We start from the raw sequence: 16,364 nt of genomic DNA, 5'->3' as shown, positions 1-16,364 counted from the left end.
TGACTATGAATACTCAAACACTGGCGATTGGAAGCGGACGGATGTTCCGCTATGCCTTGGGGTCATTGCTGGTGTTGACCGGGATGACGTTGTTGGCGGCCCATGGCTTGGCGTGGCTGGGCCTGGAGCCCAGGCTGCTGCGGGCCCTTCAAGGCGGTGGACTCTGCGCCTTGGGCACCGCGCTGGGAGCCGTGCCGGTGCTGGTCATCCGGCGCATGCCCCAGGCTGTGAGCGATTCGCTACTGGGCTTCGGTGCCGGGGTGATGCTCGCTGCCACGGCGTTTTCGCTGATCGTGCCGGGCATTGCCGCAGCGGAGCAATTGGGATTCACGCCCTGGGCCGCCAGTGGCCTTATCTGCTTTGGCATTCTGTCGGGGGCGTTCGGGCTGTACTTGGTGGACCGCAAGGTTTCGGCCAGCCCCGAGAGGCTGGTGGCAGCACCAGGACGTCCGATCATCGCGCCGCGGATCTGGTTGTTCGTGTTCGCCATCATCGCCCACAACATTCCAGAAGGCATGGCGGTGGGCGTGTCGGCCGGGGGCGGCATGCCCGATGCCGACAGCCTGGCGATGGGCATCGCCTTGCAGGATGTCCCGGAAGGGCTGGTGATCGCGCTGGTGCTGGCCACGGCGGGCATGTCGCGGGTCAAGGCGTTCTTGATTGGTGCGGCGTCAGGGCTGGTCGAGCCCGTGTTTGCGCTGCTGTGCGCTTGGTTGGTGAGCCTGGCCGAGATGCTCTTGCCCCTGGGCCTGGCGTTGGCGGCTGGGGCGATGCTGCTGGTGGTGACCCACGAGGTCATTCCCGAATCCCGCCGCAATGGTCACGAGAAACTGGCGAGCCTGGGGTTGTTGGTGGGTTTTTGCTTGATGATGGTGCTGGATACGGCATTGGCGTGACAGGGAGAATCTGCGGCGCAGGGATCAATCTGTGGCGAGGGGATAAATCCCCTCGCCACAGAGGTTATTCGCCTTCGTCGAAATAATTGTTGATCAAGGCCACCAGCGCATCCATCGCTTCCTGCTCCTCTTCGCCTTTGGTTTCCAGGTAGATCGTGGTGCCCTTGCCAGCGGCGAGCATCATCATTGCCATGATGCTCTTGCCGTCGATCGTGGCATCTTTCGTACGTCCGACTCTGATCTCGGTGCCAGGAAATCTACCCGCTACACCCACGAACTTGGCTGACGCGCGGGCATGCAAACCCAGTTTGTTAATGATTTCAATTTCCTGAGCTGGCATCGCGATGTGAATCCTTTAGCTGAGGTCGCGGTGGCGAACCTGGACATTCTTCAGGGAGGGCTGCAGGAGGCGACCCAGGCGCTCAGTCAGGTAGACGGAACGATGATGACCACCGGTACAGCCGATGGCGATGGTGACATAGGCGCGATTGCTCGCGGCGAAGCGGGGCAGCCATTTGAGCAGGTAGGCGGAAATGTCCTGGAACATCTCCTCGACATCCGGCTGGGCCGCCAGGTAGTCGATCACTGGCTGATCAAGCCCGGACTGGTCGCGCAGTTCCGGCTTCCAATACGGGTTGGGCAGGCAGCGCACATCGAACACCAGATCGGCATCCACTGGCATGCCGCGCTTGAACCCGAACGACTCCAGCAGGAACGCCGTGCCCGGTTCGGGCTGGTTCAGCAGACGTAATTTGATGGTGTCATGCAACTGGTAAAGGTTCAGGTGCGTGGTATTGAGCTTCAAGTCCGCCAGGTCGGCGATCGGCCCCAGCAACTGGCTTTCGTCGTGGATGGCTTCGGCCAGGGAGCGACTGGCATTGCTCAGCGGGTGGCGGCGACGGGTTTCGGAAAAGCGCTTGAGCAATGTTTCTTCATCGGCGTCCAGGTACAGCACATCGCATTGGATGTGCTTGCTGCGTACCTCGGCGAGCAGTTCGGGAAACCGCGACAGGTGGCTGGGCAGATTGCGTGCGTCGATGGAAACCGCCACCAGCGGTTGCGCCAGCTCGGTATGGATCAGGGCGCGCTCGGCCAGCTCCGGCAGCAGGCCTGCCGGCAGGTTGTCGATGCAATAATAGCCGTTGTCTTCGAGTACATTGAGGGCTGTACTCTTCCCGGAGCCGGAGCGGCCACTGACGATGATCAGGCGCATGTTTAATGACCGTTCTGTTCGTCCAGGACAACCTGATACAAGGCTTCGTTACTCGATGCGCTGCGCAGTCTGTCGCGAACTTCCTTGCGGTCCAGCATGCTGGCGATCTGGCGTAGCAGTTCAAGGTGTGCATCGGTGGCTGCTTCCGGGACCAGCAATACGAACAGCAGGTCGACCGGGGCGCCGTCGATGGCGTCGAAATCTATAGGGGCTTCAAGGTGCAACAGCGCACTGATCGGTGCGGTACAGCCCTTGAGGCGGCAATGGGGAATGGCGATGCCGTTGCCAAAGCCGGTGGAACCGAGCTTCTCGCGGGCAACGAGGGCCTCGAAGACGTCCTGCATTTCCAGATCCCCGACCTCGCGGTGAATCAGGTTCGCAATCTGTTCGAGGGCTTTCTTTTTACTGCCACCCGGCGCGTTCACCTGGGAACGGCCGGGGGTCAGGATGGTTTCTAGTCGGATCATGGATTGGGGGGATTAACGACCGGTCGCGCCCTGGAGGAGGCTCTGGGTCTTTTCCTTATGCTTTTTGAGTTGGCGATCCAGTTTGTCGGTCAGCAGGTCAATCGCGGCATACATGTCTTCATGCGAGGCGTTGGCGACCACTTCTCCACCGGGTATATGCAACGTGGCTTCGATTTTCTGCAGCAGCTTTTCGACGGTCATGATGACTTGAACGTTGGTGATCTTGTCGAAATGCCTCTCCAGTCGGTCGAGTTTTTCGCCGACGTATTGACGTAGAGGTTCGGTCACTTCCAGTTGGTGTCCACTGATGTTGACTTGCATACAGCTTCTCCTTCGTTGCCAGTGCATAAAGCGGCAGGCAGAAATACCTGCCACTGGAACGCTGTGGCGTGGCCTGTTACATCAACCGCTTGCGTTCGCTCGAAGGCGCGATCCCTAGGGATTCACGGTATTTGGCGACGGTACGGCGGGCCACCTGAATGCCTTGTGCCTCCAGTAAACCAGCGATCTTGCTGTCGCTCAACGGCTTTTTCTGATTTTCCGCCGCCACCAGTTTTTTGATGATCGCGCGGATGGCCGTGGACGAGCATTCGCCGCCTTCGGAGGTACTGACGTGGCTGGAGAAAAAGTATTTCAATTCATAGATGCCCCGCGGGGTATGCATGAATTTCTGGGTGGTGACCCGGGAAATCGTCGATTCGTGCATGCCCACCGCCTCGGCGATGTCATGCAGGACCAACGGCTTCATGGCTTCGTCGCCGTACTCCAGGAAACCGCGCTGATGCTCGACGATCTGGGTGGCGACTTTCATCAGGGTTTCGTTACGGCTTTGCAGACTCTTGATGAACCAGCGAGCTTCTTGCAGCTGGTTGCGCATGAAGGTGTTATCGGCGCTGGTGTCGGCGCGCTTTACAAACCCTGCGTACTGGGCATTGACCCGCAACTTGGGGACCGCTTCCTGGTTCAGCTCCACCAGCCAGCGATCGTTGTGTTTGCGCACGATCACGTCGGGGACCACGTATTCGGGTTCGGTGGCCTCGATCTGCGAGCCCGGCCGTGGGTTGAGGCTCTGGACCAGTTCGATCACCTGGCGCAGTTCATCTTCCTTGAGTTTCATGCGCCGCATCAGCTGGCTGTAGTCGCGACCGCCCAACAGGTCGATGTAGTCGGTAACCAGCCGTTTGGCTTCGGCCAGCCAGGGCGTCTTGGCGGGCAACTGGCGCAGTTGCAGCAGCAGACACTCGCCGAGGCTGCGGGCGCCGATGCCGGCCGGCTCGAACTGCTGGATGCGGTGCAGGACGGCTTCGATCTCGTCCAGCTCGATGTCCAGCTCGGGATCGAAGGCTTCCAGGATCTCTTCGAGGGTTTCGTCCAGGTAGCCCTGGTTGTTGATGCAGTCGATCAAGGTCACCGCGATCAGGCGATCGGTGTCCGACATCGGTGCCAGGTTCAACTGCCACAACAGGTGGCTTTGCAGGCTCTCGCCGGCGGACGTGCGGGTGGTGAAGTCCCACTCGTCGTCATCGCCGGTGGGCAGGCTGCTGGCACTGGTCTGGTAGACGTCTTCCCAAGCGGTGTCCACAGGCAGGTCGCTGGGAATGCGTTCGTTCCATTCGCCATCCTCCAGATTGTCCACTGTCGGGGCGGACTGTTCCTGATAGGACGGTTCCTGGATCTCGGTACTGGTTTTCTGCTCGATGTTGTCGGCCAGCGGATCGGTGTTATCGAAGTCGTCGCCTTCTTCCTGGCGCTCGAGCATCGGGTTGGATTCCAGGGCCTCCTGGATTTCCTGTTGCAGGTCCAGGGTCGACAATTGGAGCAAGCGGATGGCCTGTTGCAGCTGCGGCGTCATCGTCAGCTGCTGGCCCATTCTCAAGACTAGCGATGGTTTCATGGCAGGGGCTTAACACCTTATTCGCCGGCGCACATGCGCCATCCACTACATGGCGCCGGAGCGCCAAACCTTAAGCAAATTATATGCCTGAAACTGAAGTGTTTGCCTAGCAATAAAATTAGCGGTGCCGGGCCAATTTACCAAACACGTTAGGCCTACAAGCGGAACTCATGACCCAGATAGACTTCCTTGACCAGTTCATTGGCCAGGATGGTCGCCGCGTCGCCTTCGGCGATCAGTTGTCCGTCATTGACGATGTAGGCGGTTTCGCAGATGTCCAGGGTCTCACGCACGTTGTGGTCGGTGATCAGCACGCCGATCCCCTTGGCCTTGAGGTGGTGAATGATCTGCTTGATGTCACCTACCGAGATCGGGTCCACGCCGGCGAACGGTTCGTCGAGCAGGATGAATTTCGGCGCGGTGGCCAGGGCCCGTGCGATTTCCACTCGACGTCGTTCGCCGCCGGACAGGCTCATGCCCAGGTTGTCGCGGATATGACTGATGTGGAATTCCTGCAGCAGGCTTTCCAGCTCCTGGCGGCGGCCGGCTTTGTCGAGATCCTTGCGGGTTTCGAGGATCGCCATGATGTTGTCGGCCACCGACAGCTTGCGGAAGATCGATGCTTCCTGGGGCAGGTAGCCGATGCCGGCTTTCGCCCGCCCATGCATGGGCTGGTGGCTGACGTCCAGGTCGTCGATCAGTACGCGGCCCTGATCGGCCTGTACCAGGCCGACGATCATGTAGAAACAGGTGGTTTTACCCGCGCCGTTGGGGCCGAGCAGGCCGACGATCTGACCGCTGTCGATGGACAGGCTGACATCACGCACGACCTGGCGGCCCTTGTAGCTCTTGGCCAGGTGCTGAGCTTTCAGAGTTGCCATTACTGGGCCTTCTGCTCGGTTTTCTTTTTCGGCTGGATGACCATGTCGATCCGTGGGCGCTGCTCGGTCACCTTGCTGCCGGTGGCGCGACCGGCGCTGGCGAGTTTCTTGTTGGTGTCGTAGACGATTTTTTCGCCCTGGGTGACGTTGTTGTCCTTGTCGATGACCTTGGCGCGGTCGATCAGCACAACGCGGTCCTGGGAGGCGTGATACTGGATGGTCACGCCGTAGCCCTGGACGGGTTTGGTGTCGCCAGCCGTCTGCAGTTGCTCGAAGTAGGCCAGGTTGCCCACCGAGGTCACCACGTCGATGTCGCCGGACTGGGTGCGGGTGATGGTCACGGTATTGCCGGTCACCTTCATCGAGCCCTGGGTGATGATCACGTCACCTTTATAGGTAGCCACGCCGTTCTTGTCGTCCAGCTGAGCGTCGTCGGCCTGGATGCGGATAGGCTGGTCGCGGTCGTTGGGGAGGGACCAGGCGCTCGCGCTTCCCAGTGCTGCGCCCAGACTGAGCAAAATAGGGAGGGTTTTAGCGAGCTTCATACTGTCCTCTTACGTTCGATAGCAGGTGTATCCTGCTTTCCTTCAGATACGCTTTCATTCCCGTGCCGGTCGATACACCGCCGGCGCCGTCGATTCTAACGGGTTGCTCGGTCTGCGCATATTCTTGCTGCGGGAACACGGTCATGCGACTTGTGGTGATGATGGTTGTACGGTTTTTCTCGTCGGTGCGGGCCACGCGTACCGAGTCGATGAGCTCCACTTCGGTGCCACCGGAATTGACTTCGGCGTGCTTGCTCTGCACATGCCACGGGAAATCGGTGCCACGAAACATGTTCAGGTCCGGCGTGGTCACCAGCGTGATGTCGGTGGCCTTCACATGATCGACCTTGTCGGCCGTCATTTCGTACTGCACCTTGCCGTCGGGCAGGTACTGCAGGGTGTGCGTATTGGTCGCGTACCAGTCTATCTTCTCTTCGACCTGGGCCGCAGGCCGGTCGAGAAAGCGTTCCGGACTGATGTTCCAATAGCCTACCGCCGCGAAAATCGCTGCGATACAGCCGAACACCACAATGGTGCGAATCTTCTTGCTCAGCATAAATGGCTCACAGGTACGCGGCGTTGGCCGCTTCGAGGCGGCCCTGGGCGCGCAGGATCAGTTCGCAGAATTCACGGGCCGCGCCTTCGCCGCCTCGTGCCGTGGTGACGCCGTGGGCGTGCTCGCGCACGAAACCGGCGGCGTTGGCCACCGCCATGCCCAGGCCGACACGGCGGATCACCGGCAGGTCCGGCAGGTCGTCACCCAGGTAGGCGACCTGTTCGTAGCTTAGATTGAGCTGGCCCAGAAGCTCGTCCAGTACCACCAGTTTGTCCTCGCGTCCCTGGTATAGATGAGGAATGCCGAGGTTCTTCGCGCGTCGCTCGACCACGGGAGTCTTGCGACCGCTGATGATGGCGGTCTGTACGCCGGCGGCCATCAGCATCTTGATGCCCTGGCCGTCGAGCGTGTTGAAAGTCTTGAATTCGCTGCCGTCTTCAAGGAAGTACAGGCGGCCATCGGTGAGTACGCCGTCAACGTCGAAAACGGCGAGCTTGATATCTTTGCCTCGTAGCAGCAGGTCGGTCGTCATCACATTACTCCGGCGCGCAGCAGGTCGGACAGGTTGAAGGCGCCGATCGGGCGGTCCTCGTCATCCACCACCACCAGTGCGTTGATCCTGTGGTCTTCCATGATTTTCAAGGCTTCGGCGGCGAGCATGTCGGCGCGGGCCGTCTTGCCATGAAGGGTCATGACTTCGTCGATGGTTGCATTGCGGATGTCGATGGGGCGGTCGAGGGTGCGGCGCAGGTCGCCGTCGGTGAAGATACCGGCGAGTTTGCCGTCGGCTTCGAGAATCACTGTCATGCCCAGTCCCTTGCGGGTCATTTCCATGAGGGCATCCTTGAGTAGCGTGCCTCGCTGGACGTGCGGCAACTCTTCGCCGGCGTGCATCACGTTTTCGACTTTCAGCAACAGGCGGCGACCCAGGGCGCCACCGGGATGGGAAAAAGCGAAATCCTCGGCGGTGAACCCCCTGGCCTCCAGCAGCGCCACGGCGAGGGCGTCGCCCATGACCAGGGCCGCGGTGGTGGACGAGGTCGGGGCGAGGTTCAGCGGGCAGGCTTCGTGCTCGACATGCACGTTGAGATTCACTTCGGCGGCCTTGGCCAGGGGGGAGTCCGGATTTCCGGTGATGCTGATCATCCGGATGCCAAGACGCTTGATCAGCGGCAACAGCGTGAGGATTTCGTTGGTCGAGCCCGAGTTGGACAGGGCCAGGATGACATCGTCCCGGGTGATCATGCCCATGTCGCCATGGCTGGCCTCGGCAGGGTGGACGAAAAATGCCGTGGTGCCCGTGCTGGCCAGGGTCGCGGCGATCTTGTTGCCGATGTGCCCGGACTTGCCCATGCCCACTACGACGACGCGGCCCTTGCTGGCCAGAATCATCTCGCAGGCGCGTACGAAATCAGCGTCGATATGAGGCAGCAAGCCTTGCACGGCTTCGAGCTCGAGGCGGATGGTACGTTGTGCCGATTGAATCAGGTCGCTGGATTGGCTCATGTCAGAAATCGTATAGCCCGATGAAAAGGCGGCGATTATAGCGGCAATGAACAATTCCCTCACGCTAGTTCGTCATGCTTTGTGTGAACGCCTCGCAAGGTTCGCCATAAAACCGGGGCTTTTACCTTAATCCACGCTTAACCGGAGGGGGGTAACCCTTGGGCGCCCGACCGTTGCAGTGATATAGTTCGCCGCCGGTTCGGATGCCCGGCAGTCGCGACATTTGGCCGACTGGCCAGGCATCCGGATCTGAGGCTGCATCGCAAGGAGTTTAGATGAGTGCCGACAACGCCTACGCGGTCGAGCTGAAGGGGCTGTCCTTCAAGCGAGGGACGCGCAGCATTTTCAACAATATCGATATTCGCATCCCGCGCGGCAAGGTCACCGGCATCATGGGACCTTCCGGGTGCGGGAAGACCACGCTGCTGCGCCTGATGGGGGCCCAGTTGCGCCCCAGCGCCGGCGAAGTCTGGGTCAACGGCCAGAATATTCCGACATTGTCGCGCAGTGACCTGTTCGATGCGCGCAAGAACATGGGCGTACTGTTCCAGAGCGGTGCGCTGTTCACCGACCTGGATGTGTTCGAAAACGTGGCCTTTCCCCTGCGGGTCCACACCGACCTGCCGGAAGAAATGATCCGCGACATCGTCCTGCTCAAGTTGCAGGCGGTCGGGTTGCGTGGCGCCCTCGATCTGATGCCGGACGAACTGTCCGGCGGCATGAAGCGCCGTGTCGCACTGGCGCGGGCGATTGCCCTCGACCCGAAGATCCTCATGTACGACGAGCCCTTCGTCGGGCAGGACCCCATTGCCATGGGCGTGCTCGTGCGCCTGATCCGCCTGCTCAACGATGCGCTGGGCATCACCAGCATCGTGGTATCCCATGACCTGGCCGAAACCGCCAGCATCGCCGACTACATCTATGTGGTGGGCGATGGGCAGGTGCTGGGGCAGGGTACGCCTCAAGAGCTGAAGGAATCGGACAATCCCCGCATTCGCCAATTCATGAAGGGCGATGCGGACGGCCCGGTGGCGTTCCATTTTCCGGCCACGGATTACCGTACCGATCTGCTGGGGAAGCGCTGATGCGCAAGAAATCACTGATAGAAAGAATTCGCCTGTTCGGCCACTCCGGTATCGACGTGCTGGCGGTACTGGGTCGCTCGACGCTGTTCCTGGTCCATGCTCTGCTCGGTCGCAACGCGACGGGCGGTGGTTTCGGCCTGCTGGTCAAGCAATTGCATTCGGTGGGCGTGATGTCCCTGGTGATCATCGTGGTCTCCGGGATCTTCATCGGCATGGTATTGGCGCTGCAGGGTTTCAACATCCTGTCCAGCTATGGGTCCGAGCAAGCGGTCGGGCAGATGGTTTCCCTGACGCTGTTGCGTGAGCTGGGTCCCGTGGTCACCGCGTTGCTGTTCGCCGGACGCGCGGGTTCGGCGCTGACGGCCGAGATCGGCAACATGAAATCCACCGAGCAGCTGTCCAGCCTGGAAATGATCGGTGTCGACCCGCTCAAGTACATCATTGCCCCACGCCTCTGGGCCGGTTTCATTTCCCTGCCGGTGCTGGCAATGATCTTCAGCGTCGTCGGGATCTGGGGAGGCTCGTGGGTGGCTGTCGACTGGTTGGGGGTCTACGAAGGTTCCTACTGGTCCAATATGCAGAACAGCGTCGATTTTCTCGACGATGTGCTCAACGGCATCATCAAGAGCGCCGTATTCGCCTTCGTGGTGACCTGGATCGCCGTGTTTCAAGGCTATGACTGTGAGCCCACGTCAGAGGGGATCAGCCGTGCCACAACCAAGACCGTGGTGTACGCCTCGCTGGCCGTCCTGGGCCTTGACTTTATTCTGACCGCCTTGATGTTTGGAGATTTCTGATGCAAAACCGCACCCTGGAAATCGGTGTCGGCCTTTTCCTGCTGGCTGGCATCCTGGCTTTGCTGCTGCTGGCCCTGCGGGTCAGTGGCCTGGCGCCGACCGCCAACACCGATACCTATAAACTCTATGCTTATTTTGACAATATCGCCGGTTTGACGGTCAGAGCCAAAGTGACCATGGCCGGTGTGACCATCGGCAAAGTCACGGCAATCGATCTGGACCGCGACACGTTCACCGGCCGGGTGACGCTGCAGCTGGAAAAACGGGTGGATAACCTGCCGACCGACTCCACTGCATCCATCCTCACTGCCGGTCTGCTGGGCGAGAAATACATCGGTATCAGCGTGGGCGGGGAGGAAACCCTGCTCAAGGATGGTGGCACCATCCACGATACGCAATCGTCGTTGGTGCTCGAGGACCTGATCGGGAAATTCCTGCTCAATACTGTTAGCAAAGACGCTAAATAAGGAGCTTTCGATGATTTCTATCCTGCGACGCACCCTGTTGGTCCTGCTGGCGTCCCTGCCGCTGATAGCCAACGCCGTGGCGGCGCCTTCGGCGCACGACATCATCCAGGACACCACGAACCGGTTGTTGGCCGACCTTTCTGCCAACAAGGAGAAATACAAGCAGGACCCTGGCGCCTTCTATGACGCGCTCAACGGTATCGTCGGTCCCGTGGTGGACGCCGACGGTATCTCCCGCAGCATCATGACCGTGAAGTACTCGCGCAAGGCGACCCCGGAGCAGATGACCCGCTTCCAGGAAAACTTCAAGCGCAGCCTGATGCAGTTCTATGGCAACGCCCTGCTCGAATACAACAACCAGGGCATCACCGTTTCGCCGGCCAAGGATGAAAGTGGTACCCGCACCAGCGTCGACATGCAGGTCAAGGGTAACAACGGCGCGATCTACCCGGTGTCGTACACGCTCGAGAAGCTGAACGGCGAGTGGAAGGTGCGTAATGTGATCATCAACGGCATCAACATCGGCAAGCTGTTCCGCGACCAGTTCGCCGACGCGATGCAGCGCAATGGCAACGACCTGGACAAGACCATCAATGGTTGGGCCGGTGAAGTCGCCAAGGCCAAGGAAGTGGCCGAAGAAGCCAAAGAGAAGCAGGAACAATGAACGAGACGGTAAGCGAGTCTGCCGTCCGTCTGGGCGAGGGGGGCGAATTGCTGCTCAGCGGTGTGCTGGATTACCGCACCGGTCCGGCCCTGCGCAAGCAGGGTCAGGCGCTGATCAGGTCCGCCAGCGCCGCCGAGCTGGTTATCGACTGCTCGGCGGTGCACAAGTCCAGCAGTGTCGGGCTGTCCCTGCTGCTGTGCTTCATGCGGGACGCCCAGGCGGCCGGCAAGGCCTGGAGCATTCGTAACATGCCCGATGACATGCGTGAGATCGCCCAGGTCAGTGAACTGACCGAGTTGCTGGTAAATTCCTGAGCCGTACCCTTTGAAACAAGCCCCCCGTCAGAGTCCGGCTTCGCGGGGTTCGCAGGCGCGGGGCTTTTTTGTATGATGTGCGACCCGCGCGCACTGGGCGCCGATTGAGGTTGAGCATGCAGGCTTACGAAGTGAAGCACTTTCTTGAAGGAAAGCTGCTAGGTACGCAGGTGGAAGTTGAGGGCGAAGGCTGCAATTTCCAGTTGAACGTTATCAGCGATGAACTGGCGGCGTTGAGCCCGGTGAAGCGTCAGCAGAGCATCTATGCCCATTTGAACCCATGGATCGCCGATGGCAGCATCCACGCGGTCACTATGAAATTTTTCAGCCGCGCGGCCTGGGCCGAGCGCACCTGAGCCCAAGGGCGTCGAGATTCCAATGGATAAACTGATTATTACCGGCGGCGTTCGTCTTGATGGCGAAATCCGTATTTCCGGGGCAAAGAACTCCGCCCTGCCGATCCTGGCCGCAACCTTGCTGTGCGACGGTCCGGTGACCGTGGCCAACCTGCCGCACCTGCACGACATTACCACGATGATCGAGCTGTTCGGCCGCATGGGCATCGAGCCTGTCATCGACGAGAAGCTCAGCGTCGAAATCGACCCGCGCACCATCAAGACCCTGGTCGCCCCGTACGAACTGGTGAAGACCATGCGTGCGTCGATCCTGGTACTGGGCCCGATGGTTGCCCGTTTCGGTGAGGCCGAAGTCGCCTTGCCGGGCGGTTGCGCCATCGGTTCACGTCCGGTGGACCTGCACATCCGTGGGCTGGAAGCCATGGGCGCGGTCATCGACGTCGAAGGCGGTTACATCAAGGCCAAGGCCCCTGAGGGTGGCCTGCGCGGTGCACACTTCTTCTTCGACACGGTGAGTGTGACCGGTACCGAGAACATCATGATGGCCGCCGCGCTGGCCAAAGGCCGCAGTGTACTGCAGAACGCCGCCCGTGAGCCCGAGGTCGTCGACCTGGCGAACTTCCTGATCGCCATGGGTGCCAGGATCAGCGGCGCAGGCACCGACACCATCACCATCGATGGCGTTGAGCGCCTGCATTCTGCCACTTACAAGGTGATGCCGGACCGGATCGAGACCGGTACCTACCTGGTAGCCGCTGCCGTCACCGGCGGCCGCGTCAAGGTCAAGGACACCGATCCGACCATCCTTGAAGCTGTCCTGGAAAAACTCAAGGAAGCCGGCGCCGAGGTGACCTGCGGTGAAGACTGGATCGAAGTGAACATGCACGGCAAGCGGCCTAAAGCCGTGAACGTGCGGACCGCTCCGTACCCGGCGTTCCCGACCGACATGCAGGCCCAGTTCATCTCCCTCAACGCCATTGCCGAAGGCACCGGCGCGGTGATCGAGACGATTTTCGAAAACCGTTTCATGCACGTGTATGAATTGCACCGCATGGGCGCCAAGATTCAGGTGGAAGGCAACACCGCCATCGTCACCGGTAACGAGAAGCTCAAGGGCGCGCCTGTCATGGCGACCGACCTGCGGGCCTCGGCCAGCCTGGTGATCTCGGCACTGATCGCCGAAGGCGACACGCTGATCGACCGCATCTACCACATTGACCGTGGCTACGAGTGCATCGAAGAGAAGCTGCAGATGCTGGGTGCCAAGATCCGTCGCGTTCCAGGCTAGTTGTTGCTGCATGGGCGCAAGGATGCGCCCGTTGATTTCGTTACAGGTCGAGGATGTCGCATTCTCGATAAGTGTCCGGCGCCGCTTGCGACCGGACATGAGTACCTTGATAAGGACTGACGTTTCCCATGTTGACCATCGCACTGTCCAAGGGCCGCATCCTTGATGACACTTTGCCGCTTCTGGCTGAAGCGGGCATCGTGCCGACCGAGAATCCGGACAAAAGCCGCAAGCTGATCATCCCCACGACCCAGGCCGATGTGCGCTTGCTGATCGTGCGTGCCACCGATGTGCCGACCTACGTTGAACATGGCGCCGCCGACCTGGGCGTTGCCGGTAAAGACGTGTTGATGGAATACGGCGGCCAGGGCTTGTACGAGCCGCTGGACCTGCGAATCGCCCGTTGCAAGCTGATGACCGCCGGCAAGGTCGGCGCGCCGGAACCCAAGGGGCGCCTGCGGGTGGCCACCAAGTTCGTCAACGTTGCCAAGCGTTATTACGCCGAGCAGGGGCGTCAGGTCGACATCATCAAATTGTACGGTTCGATGGAGCTGGCGCCGCTGATCGGCCTGGCGGACAAGATCATCGACGTGGTCGACACGGGCAACACCCTGCGGGCCAACGGCCTGGAGCCCCAGGACTTCATCGCCGAGATCAGCTCCCGACTGATCGTCAACAAGGCGTCGATGAAAATGCAGCATGCCCGCATCCAGGCTTTGATCGATACCCTGCGCAACGCAGTGGAATCGCGACACCGCGGCTGATACACCTGCGCGACTGCGGTCGCGCCCGTCTATCCGTGTCATAGCCAATTTTCTCAGGTGCCCACGCGAATGGACTGGTAGCTTAGGGCGCCTGAGCATTTGCCATTAATGAGGCCCTCGCTATGACCGCTCCCACTTCGATTCGCCGACTCAACGCTGCCGACCCGGATTTTGCACGTCATCTGGATCATCTGCTGAGCTGGGAAAGTGTGTCCGACGACTCGGTCAATCAGCGGGTGCTGGACATCATCCAGGCTGTGCGCGAGCGTGGCGATGAAGCCTTGGTGGAGTTCACCCAGAAGTTCGACGGCCTGCAAGCGGCATCCATGGCTGACTTGATCCTGCCGCGCGAGCGCCTGGAACTGGCCCTGACTCGCATCAGCGTGCCCCAGCGCGAAGCCCTGGAAAAAGCCGCGTCCCGCGTACGCAGCTATCACGAGCGGCAGAAACAGGACTCCTGGACCTACACCGAAGCCGACGGCACGGTGCTGGGCCAGAAGGTCACGCCGCTGGACCGCGCCGGCCTGTACGTGCCGGGGGGCAAGGCGTCCTATCCGTCCTCGGTGTTGATGAATGCAATCCCGGCCAAGGTCGCCGGTGTGACCGAAGTGGTCATGGTAGTCCCGACCCCGCGCGGTGAAATCAATGAGCTGGTGCTGGCTGCGGCCTGCATCGCCGGGGTGGACCGAGTATTCACCATTGGCGGCGCCCAGGCCGTGGCGGCATTGGCCTACGGCACTGAAAGCGTGCCGCGGGTCGACAAAGTCGTCGGACCTGGCAACATCTATGTCGCCACGGCCAAGCGCCACGTGTTCGGCCAGGTCGGCATCGACATGATCGCCGGTCCCTCGGAGATCCTCGTCGTGTGTGACGGCCAGACCGATCCGGACTGGATCGCCATGGACCTGTTTTCCCAGGCTGAGCACGACGAAGACGCCCAGGCGATCCTGGTCAGCCCGGATGCCGACTTCCTCGACAAAGTCGCGGCCAGCATCGACAAGCTGCTGCCCACCATGGACCGCGCCGAGATCATCAACACCTCGATCAATGGTCGCGGGGCGCTGATCAAGGTCGATGACATGGAGCAGGCCATCGAGGTGGCCAACCGTATCGCACCGGAGCACCTGGAACTGTCAGTGGCTGATCCACAGGCCTGGTTGCCGCAGATCCGTCATGCCGGCGCGATCTTCATGGGCCGCCACACCAGCGAGGCCCTGGGCGACTATTGCGCTGGCCCCAACCACGTGTTGCCAACCTCCGGCACGGCGCGTTTCTCCTCGCCGCTGGGGGTGTACGACTTCCAGAAACGTTCGTCGATCATTTTCTGCTCCGAGCAGGGGGCGTCCGAACTGGGCAAGACCGCTTCCGTGCTGGCCCGTGGCGAATCGCTGAGCGCCCACGCCCGCAGCGCCGAATACCGCATTCTTGATGAGCAGGGGAACTGAACATGAGTAAATTCTGGAGCCCGTTCGTCAAGAACCTGGTGCCCTACGTGCCGGGCGAGCAGCCGAAGCTGACCCGTCTGGTCAAACTGAACACCAACGAGAACCCGTACGGCCCGTCGCCCAAGGCCCTGGCCGCGATGCAGACCGAGCTGAACGACAACCTGCGCCTGTATCCGGACCCCAACAGCGACTTGCTGAAAAACGCCGTGGCCCGGTATTACGGCGTGCAGGCCAACCAGGTTTTCCTGGGCAATGGTTCGGACGAGGTACTGGCGCACATTTTCCACGGCCTGCTGCAACACGATCAGCCGCTGCTGTTCCCTGACATCAGCTACAGCTTCTATCCGGTGTATTGCGGGTTGTATGGCATTCAATACGACGCCGTACCGCTGGACGAGCAGTTCCGGATCGATCCGGCGGATTATGCCCGTCCCAACGGCGGCATCATTTTCCCCAACCCGAACGCCCCCACCGGTTGCCTGCTGGCACTGGAGGCGGTTGAGCAGATCCTCAAGGCGAATCCGGACTCGGTGGTGGTGGTCGACGAAGCCTACATCGACTTCGGCGGAGAGACGGCCATCGCCCTGGTGGACCGCTACCCGAACCTGCTGGTGACCCAGACCTTGTCCAAATCCCGCTCGCTGGCGGGGCTGCGGGTGGGCCTGGCCGTGGGCCATCCGGATCTGATCGAAGCGCTGGAGCGGATCAAGAACAGCTTCAACTCCTATCCGTTGGATCGCCTGGCAAATGTCGGTGGCGCGGCGGCGTTCGACGACCGTGAGTATTTCCAGCAGACCTGCCGGCTGGTCATCGAGCACCGTGAGTGGGTTGTGGCGCAACTGCAGGCCAAAGGCTTTGAAGTGCTGCCGTCGGCAGCCAACTTCGTTTTTGCCCGTCACCCCGCGCACGATGCGGCAGGGCTGGCGGCGAAACTGCGGGAGCAGGGCGTGATCGTGCGGCATTTCAAGCAGGAGCGGATCGCCCAGTTCCTGCGGATCAGCATCGGCACGCCGGAGCAGAACCAGGCGCTGATCGACGGCCTCGGCGAGCTCTAAAACCTGAGTCGGCCTTGTGGGAGCGGGCTTGCTCCCACAATGTTTTCGGGTGTTCGAAGATTTGGATAAGCCGCAAATCCCCTGTGGGAGCGAGCCTGCTCGCGATGACGCAATGTCAGCCAACCTTTATCCGGCTGATTCACCGCTTCGCGAGCAGGCTCGCTCCCACAG

The 16,364-nt window shown here is 60.8% G+C and carries 21 protein-coding genes; 11 read left to right on the top strand and 10 right to left on the bottom strand.

The genetic code is table 11. The features are described from left to right. Positions 1–5: 5 nt before the first annotated feature. Positions 6–896 (top strand): ZIP family metal transporter, encoded by an 891-nt coding sequence (locus EGM97_RS01705; RefSeq protein ID WP_238961573.1) that lies wholly within the window; start codon positions 6–8, stop codon positions 894–896. A gap of 64 nt (positions 897–960) precedes the next feature. Here the strand turns inward: EGM97_RS01705 and EGM97_RS01700 are convergent, their stop codons facing one another. The 10 genes from EGM97_RS01700 to EGM97_RS01655 form a co-directional block, all read right to left on the bottom strand. Then, entirely contained in the window at positions 961–1,236 is a 276-nt protein-coding gene (locus EGM97_RS01700) for an HPr family phosphocarrier protein (RefSeq protein ID WP_238961572.1), read from the bottom strand. 15 nt (positions 1,237–1,251) lie between these two features. Continuing rightward, entirely contained in the window at positions 1,252–2,109 is an 858-nt protein-coding gene (gene rapZ, locus EGM97_RS01695; RefSeq protein ID WP_238961571.1) for an RNase adapter RapZ, read from the bottom strand. Between the two features lie 2 nt (positions 2,110–2,111). After that, entirely contained in the window at positions 2,112–2,576 is a 465-nt protein-coding gene (gene ptsN / locus EGM97_RS01690; RefSeq protein ID WP_238961570.1) for a PTS IIA-like nitrogen regulatory protein PtsN, read from the bottom strand. A gap of 12 nt (positions 2,577–2,588) precedes the next feature. Next, on the bottom strand, positions 2,589–2,897 hold the full coding sequence (gene hpf, locus EGM97_RS01685) for a ribosome hibernation-promoting factor, HPF/YfiA family (RefSeq protein WP_238961569.1): 309 nt from the start codon (positions 2,895–2,897) through the stop codon (positions 2,589–2,591). 76 nt (positions 2,898–2,973) lie between these two features. Continuing rightward, on the bottom strand, positions 2,974–4,470 hold the full coding sequence (locus tag EGM97_RS01680) for an RNA polymerase factor sigma-54 (RefSeq protein WP_238961568.1): 1,497 nt from the start codon (positions 4,468–4,470) through the stop codon (positions 2,974–2,976). Between the two features lie 155 nt (positions 4,471–4,625). After that, a complete protein-coding gene (gene lptB, locus EGM97_RS01675) occupies positions 4,626–5,351 on the bottom strand; it encodes an LPS export ABC transporter ATP-binding protein (RefSeq protein WP_053152281.1) in 726 nt (241 codons plus the stop codon). Beyond that, complete coding sequence (lptA, locus tag EGM97_RS01670; RefSeq protein WP_053152283.1) at positions 5,351–5,896, bottom strand: lipopolysaccharide transport periplasmic protein LptA; 546 nt, start codon at positions 5,894–5,896, stop codon at positions 5,351–5,353. Before lptA ends, lptB begins: the two co-directional genes overlap by 1 nt. Next, positions 5,883–6,452 (bottom strand): LPS export ABC transporter periplasmic protein LptC, encoded by a 570-nt coding sequence (gene lptC / locus EGM97_RS01665; RefSeq protein ID WP_053152286.1) that lies wholly within the window; start codon positions 6,450–6,452, stop codon positions 5,883–5,885. Before lptC ends, lptA begins: the two co-directional genes overlap by 14 nt. Positions 6,453–6,459: 7 nt before the next feature. After that, positions 6,460–6,984 carry a KdsC family phosphatase gene (locus EGM97_RS01660; RefSeq protein WP_053152288.1) on the bottom strand — a complete coding sequence of 175 codons (525 nt, stop codon included), beginning with the start codon at positions 6,982–6,984 and terminating at the stop codon, positions 6,460–6,462. Continuing rightward, complete coding sequence (locus EGM97_RS01655) at positions 6,984–7,958, bottom strand: KpsF/GutQ family sugar-phosphate isomerase (protein ID WP_238961567.1); 975 nt, start codon at positions 7,956–7,958, stop codon at positions 6,984–6,986. The genes EGM97_RS01660 and EGM97_RS01655 overlap by 1 nt, the downstream gene beginning before the upstream one ends. A 275-nt stretch (positions 7,959–8,233) precedes the next feature. Between EGM97_RS01655 and EGM97_RS01650 the strand changes: the two genes are divergently transcribed. From EGM97_RS01650 to hisC, 10 genes are all read left to right on the top strand, one after another. Then, positions 8,234–9,043 (top strand): ATP-binding cassette domain-containing protein, encoded by an 810-nt coding sequence (locus EGM97_RS01650; RefSeq protein WP_238961566.1) that lies wholly within the window; start codon positions 8,234–8,236, stop codon positions 9,041–9,043. After that, complete coding sequence (gene mlaE, locus EGM97_RS01645) at positions 9,043–9,840, top strand: lipid asymmetry maintenance ABC transporter permease subunit MlaE (protein WP_053152294.1); 798 nt, start codon at positions 9,043–9,045, stop codon at positions 9,838–9,840. Before EGM97_RS01650 ends, mlaE begins: the two co-directional genes overlap by 1 nt. Continuing rightward, a complete protein-coding gene (gene mlaD, locus EGM97_RS01640) occupies positions 9,840–10,307 on the top strand; it encodes an outer membrane lipid asymmetry maintenance protein MlaD (protein WP_053152296.1) in 468 nt (155 codons plus the stop codon). The genes mlaE and mlaD overlap by 1 nt, the downstream gene beginning before the upstream one ends. A gap of 10 nt (positions 10,308–10,317) precedes the next feature. Next, positions 10,318–10,971, top strand: coding sequence for an MlaC/ttg2D family ABC transporter substrate-binding protein (locus EGM97_RS01635; RefSeq protein ID WP_238961565.1), 654 nt, complete (start codon positions 10,318–10,320; stop codon positions 10,969–10,971). Continuing rightward, a complete protein-coding gene (locus EGM97_RS01630; protein WP_238961564.1) occupies positions 10,968–11,285 on the top strand; it encodes an STAS domain-containing protein in 318 nt (105 codons plus the stop codon). The genes EGM97_RS01635 and EGM97_RS01630 overlap by 4 nt, the downstream gene beginning before the upstream one ends. 116 nt (positions 11,286–11,401) lie before the next feature. After that, on the top strand, positions 11,402–11,641 hold the full coding sequence (locus EGM97_RS01625) for a BolA family protein (RefSeq protein WP_238961563.1): 240 nt from the start codon (positions 11,402–11,404) through the stop codon (positions 11,639–11,641). Positions 11,642–11,663: 22 nt separating this feature from the next. Next, complete coding sequence (murA, locus tag EGM97_RS01620; RefSeq protein ID WP_238961562.1) at positions 11,664–12,929, top strand: UDP-N-acetylglucosamine 1-carboxyvinyltransferase; 1,266 nt, start codon at positions 11,664–11,666, stop codon at positions 12,927–12,929. Positions 12,930–13,057: 128 nt separating this feature from the next. Then, positions 13,058–13,693 carry an ATP phosphoribosyltransferase gene (hisG, locus tag EGM97_RS01615; protein WP_238961561.1) on the top strand — a complete coding sequence of 212 codons (636 nt, stop codon included), beginning with the start codon at positions 13,058–13,060 and terminating at the stop codon, positions 13,691–13,693. 122 nt (positions 13,694–13,815) lie between these two features. Beyond that, complete coding sequence (gene hisD / locus EGM97_RS01610; RefSeq protein ID WP_238961560.1) at positions 13,816–15,138, top strand: histidinol dehydrogenase; 1,323 nt, start codon at positions 13,816–13,818, stop codon at positions 15,136–15,138. 2 nt (positions 15,139–15,140) lie between these two features. Beyond that, a complete protein-coding gene (hisC, locus tag EGM97_RS01605) occupies positions 15,141–16,193 on the top strand; it encodes a histidinol-phosphate transaminase (protein ID WP_238961559.1) in 1,053 nt (350 codons plus the stop codon). The last annotated feature ends 171 nt before the right edge of the window (positions 16,194–16,364 follow it).

Origin of the sequence: Pseudomonas sp. AF32, from assembly GCF_022342325.2 — a bacterium.
In the GTDB taxonomy this organism is placed as follows: Bacteria; Pseudomonadota; Gammaproteobacteria; order Pseudomonadales; family Pseudomonadaceae; genus Aquipseudomonas; species Aquipseudomonas uvaldensis.
Note: the sequence above shows the minus strand (reverse complement) of the source record. Positions and strands in the feature narration are given on the sequence as shown.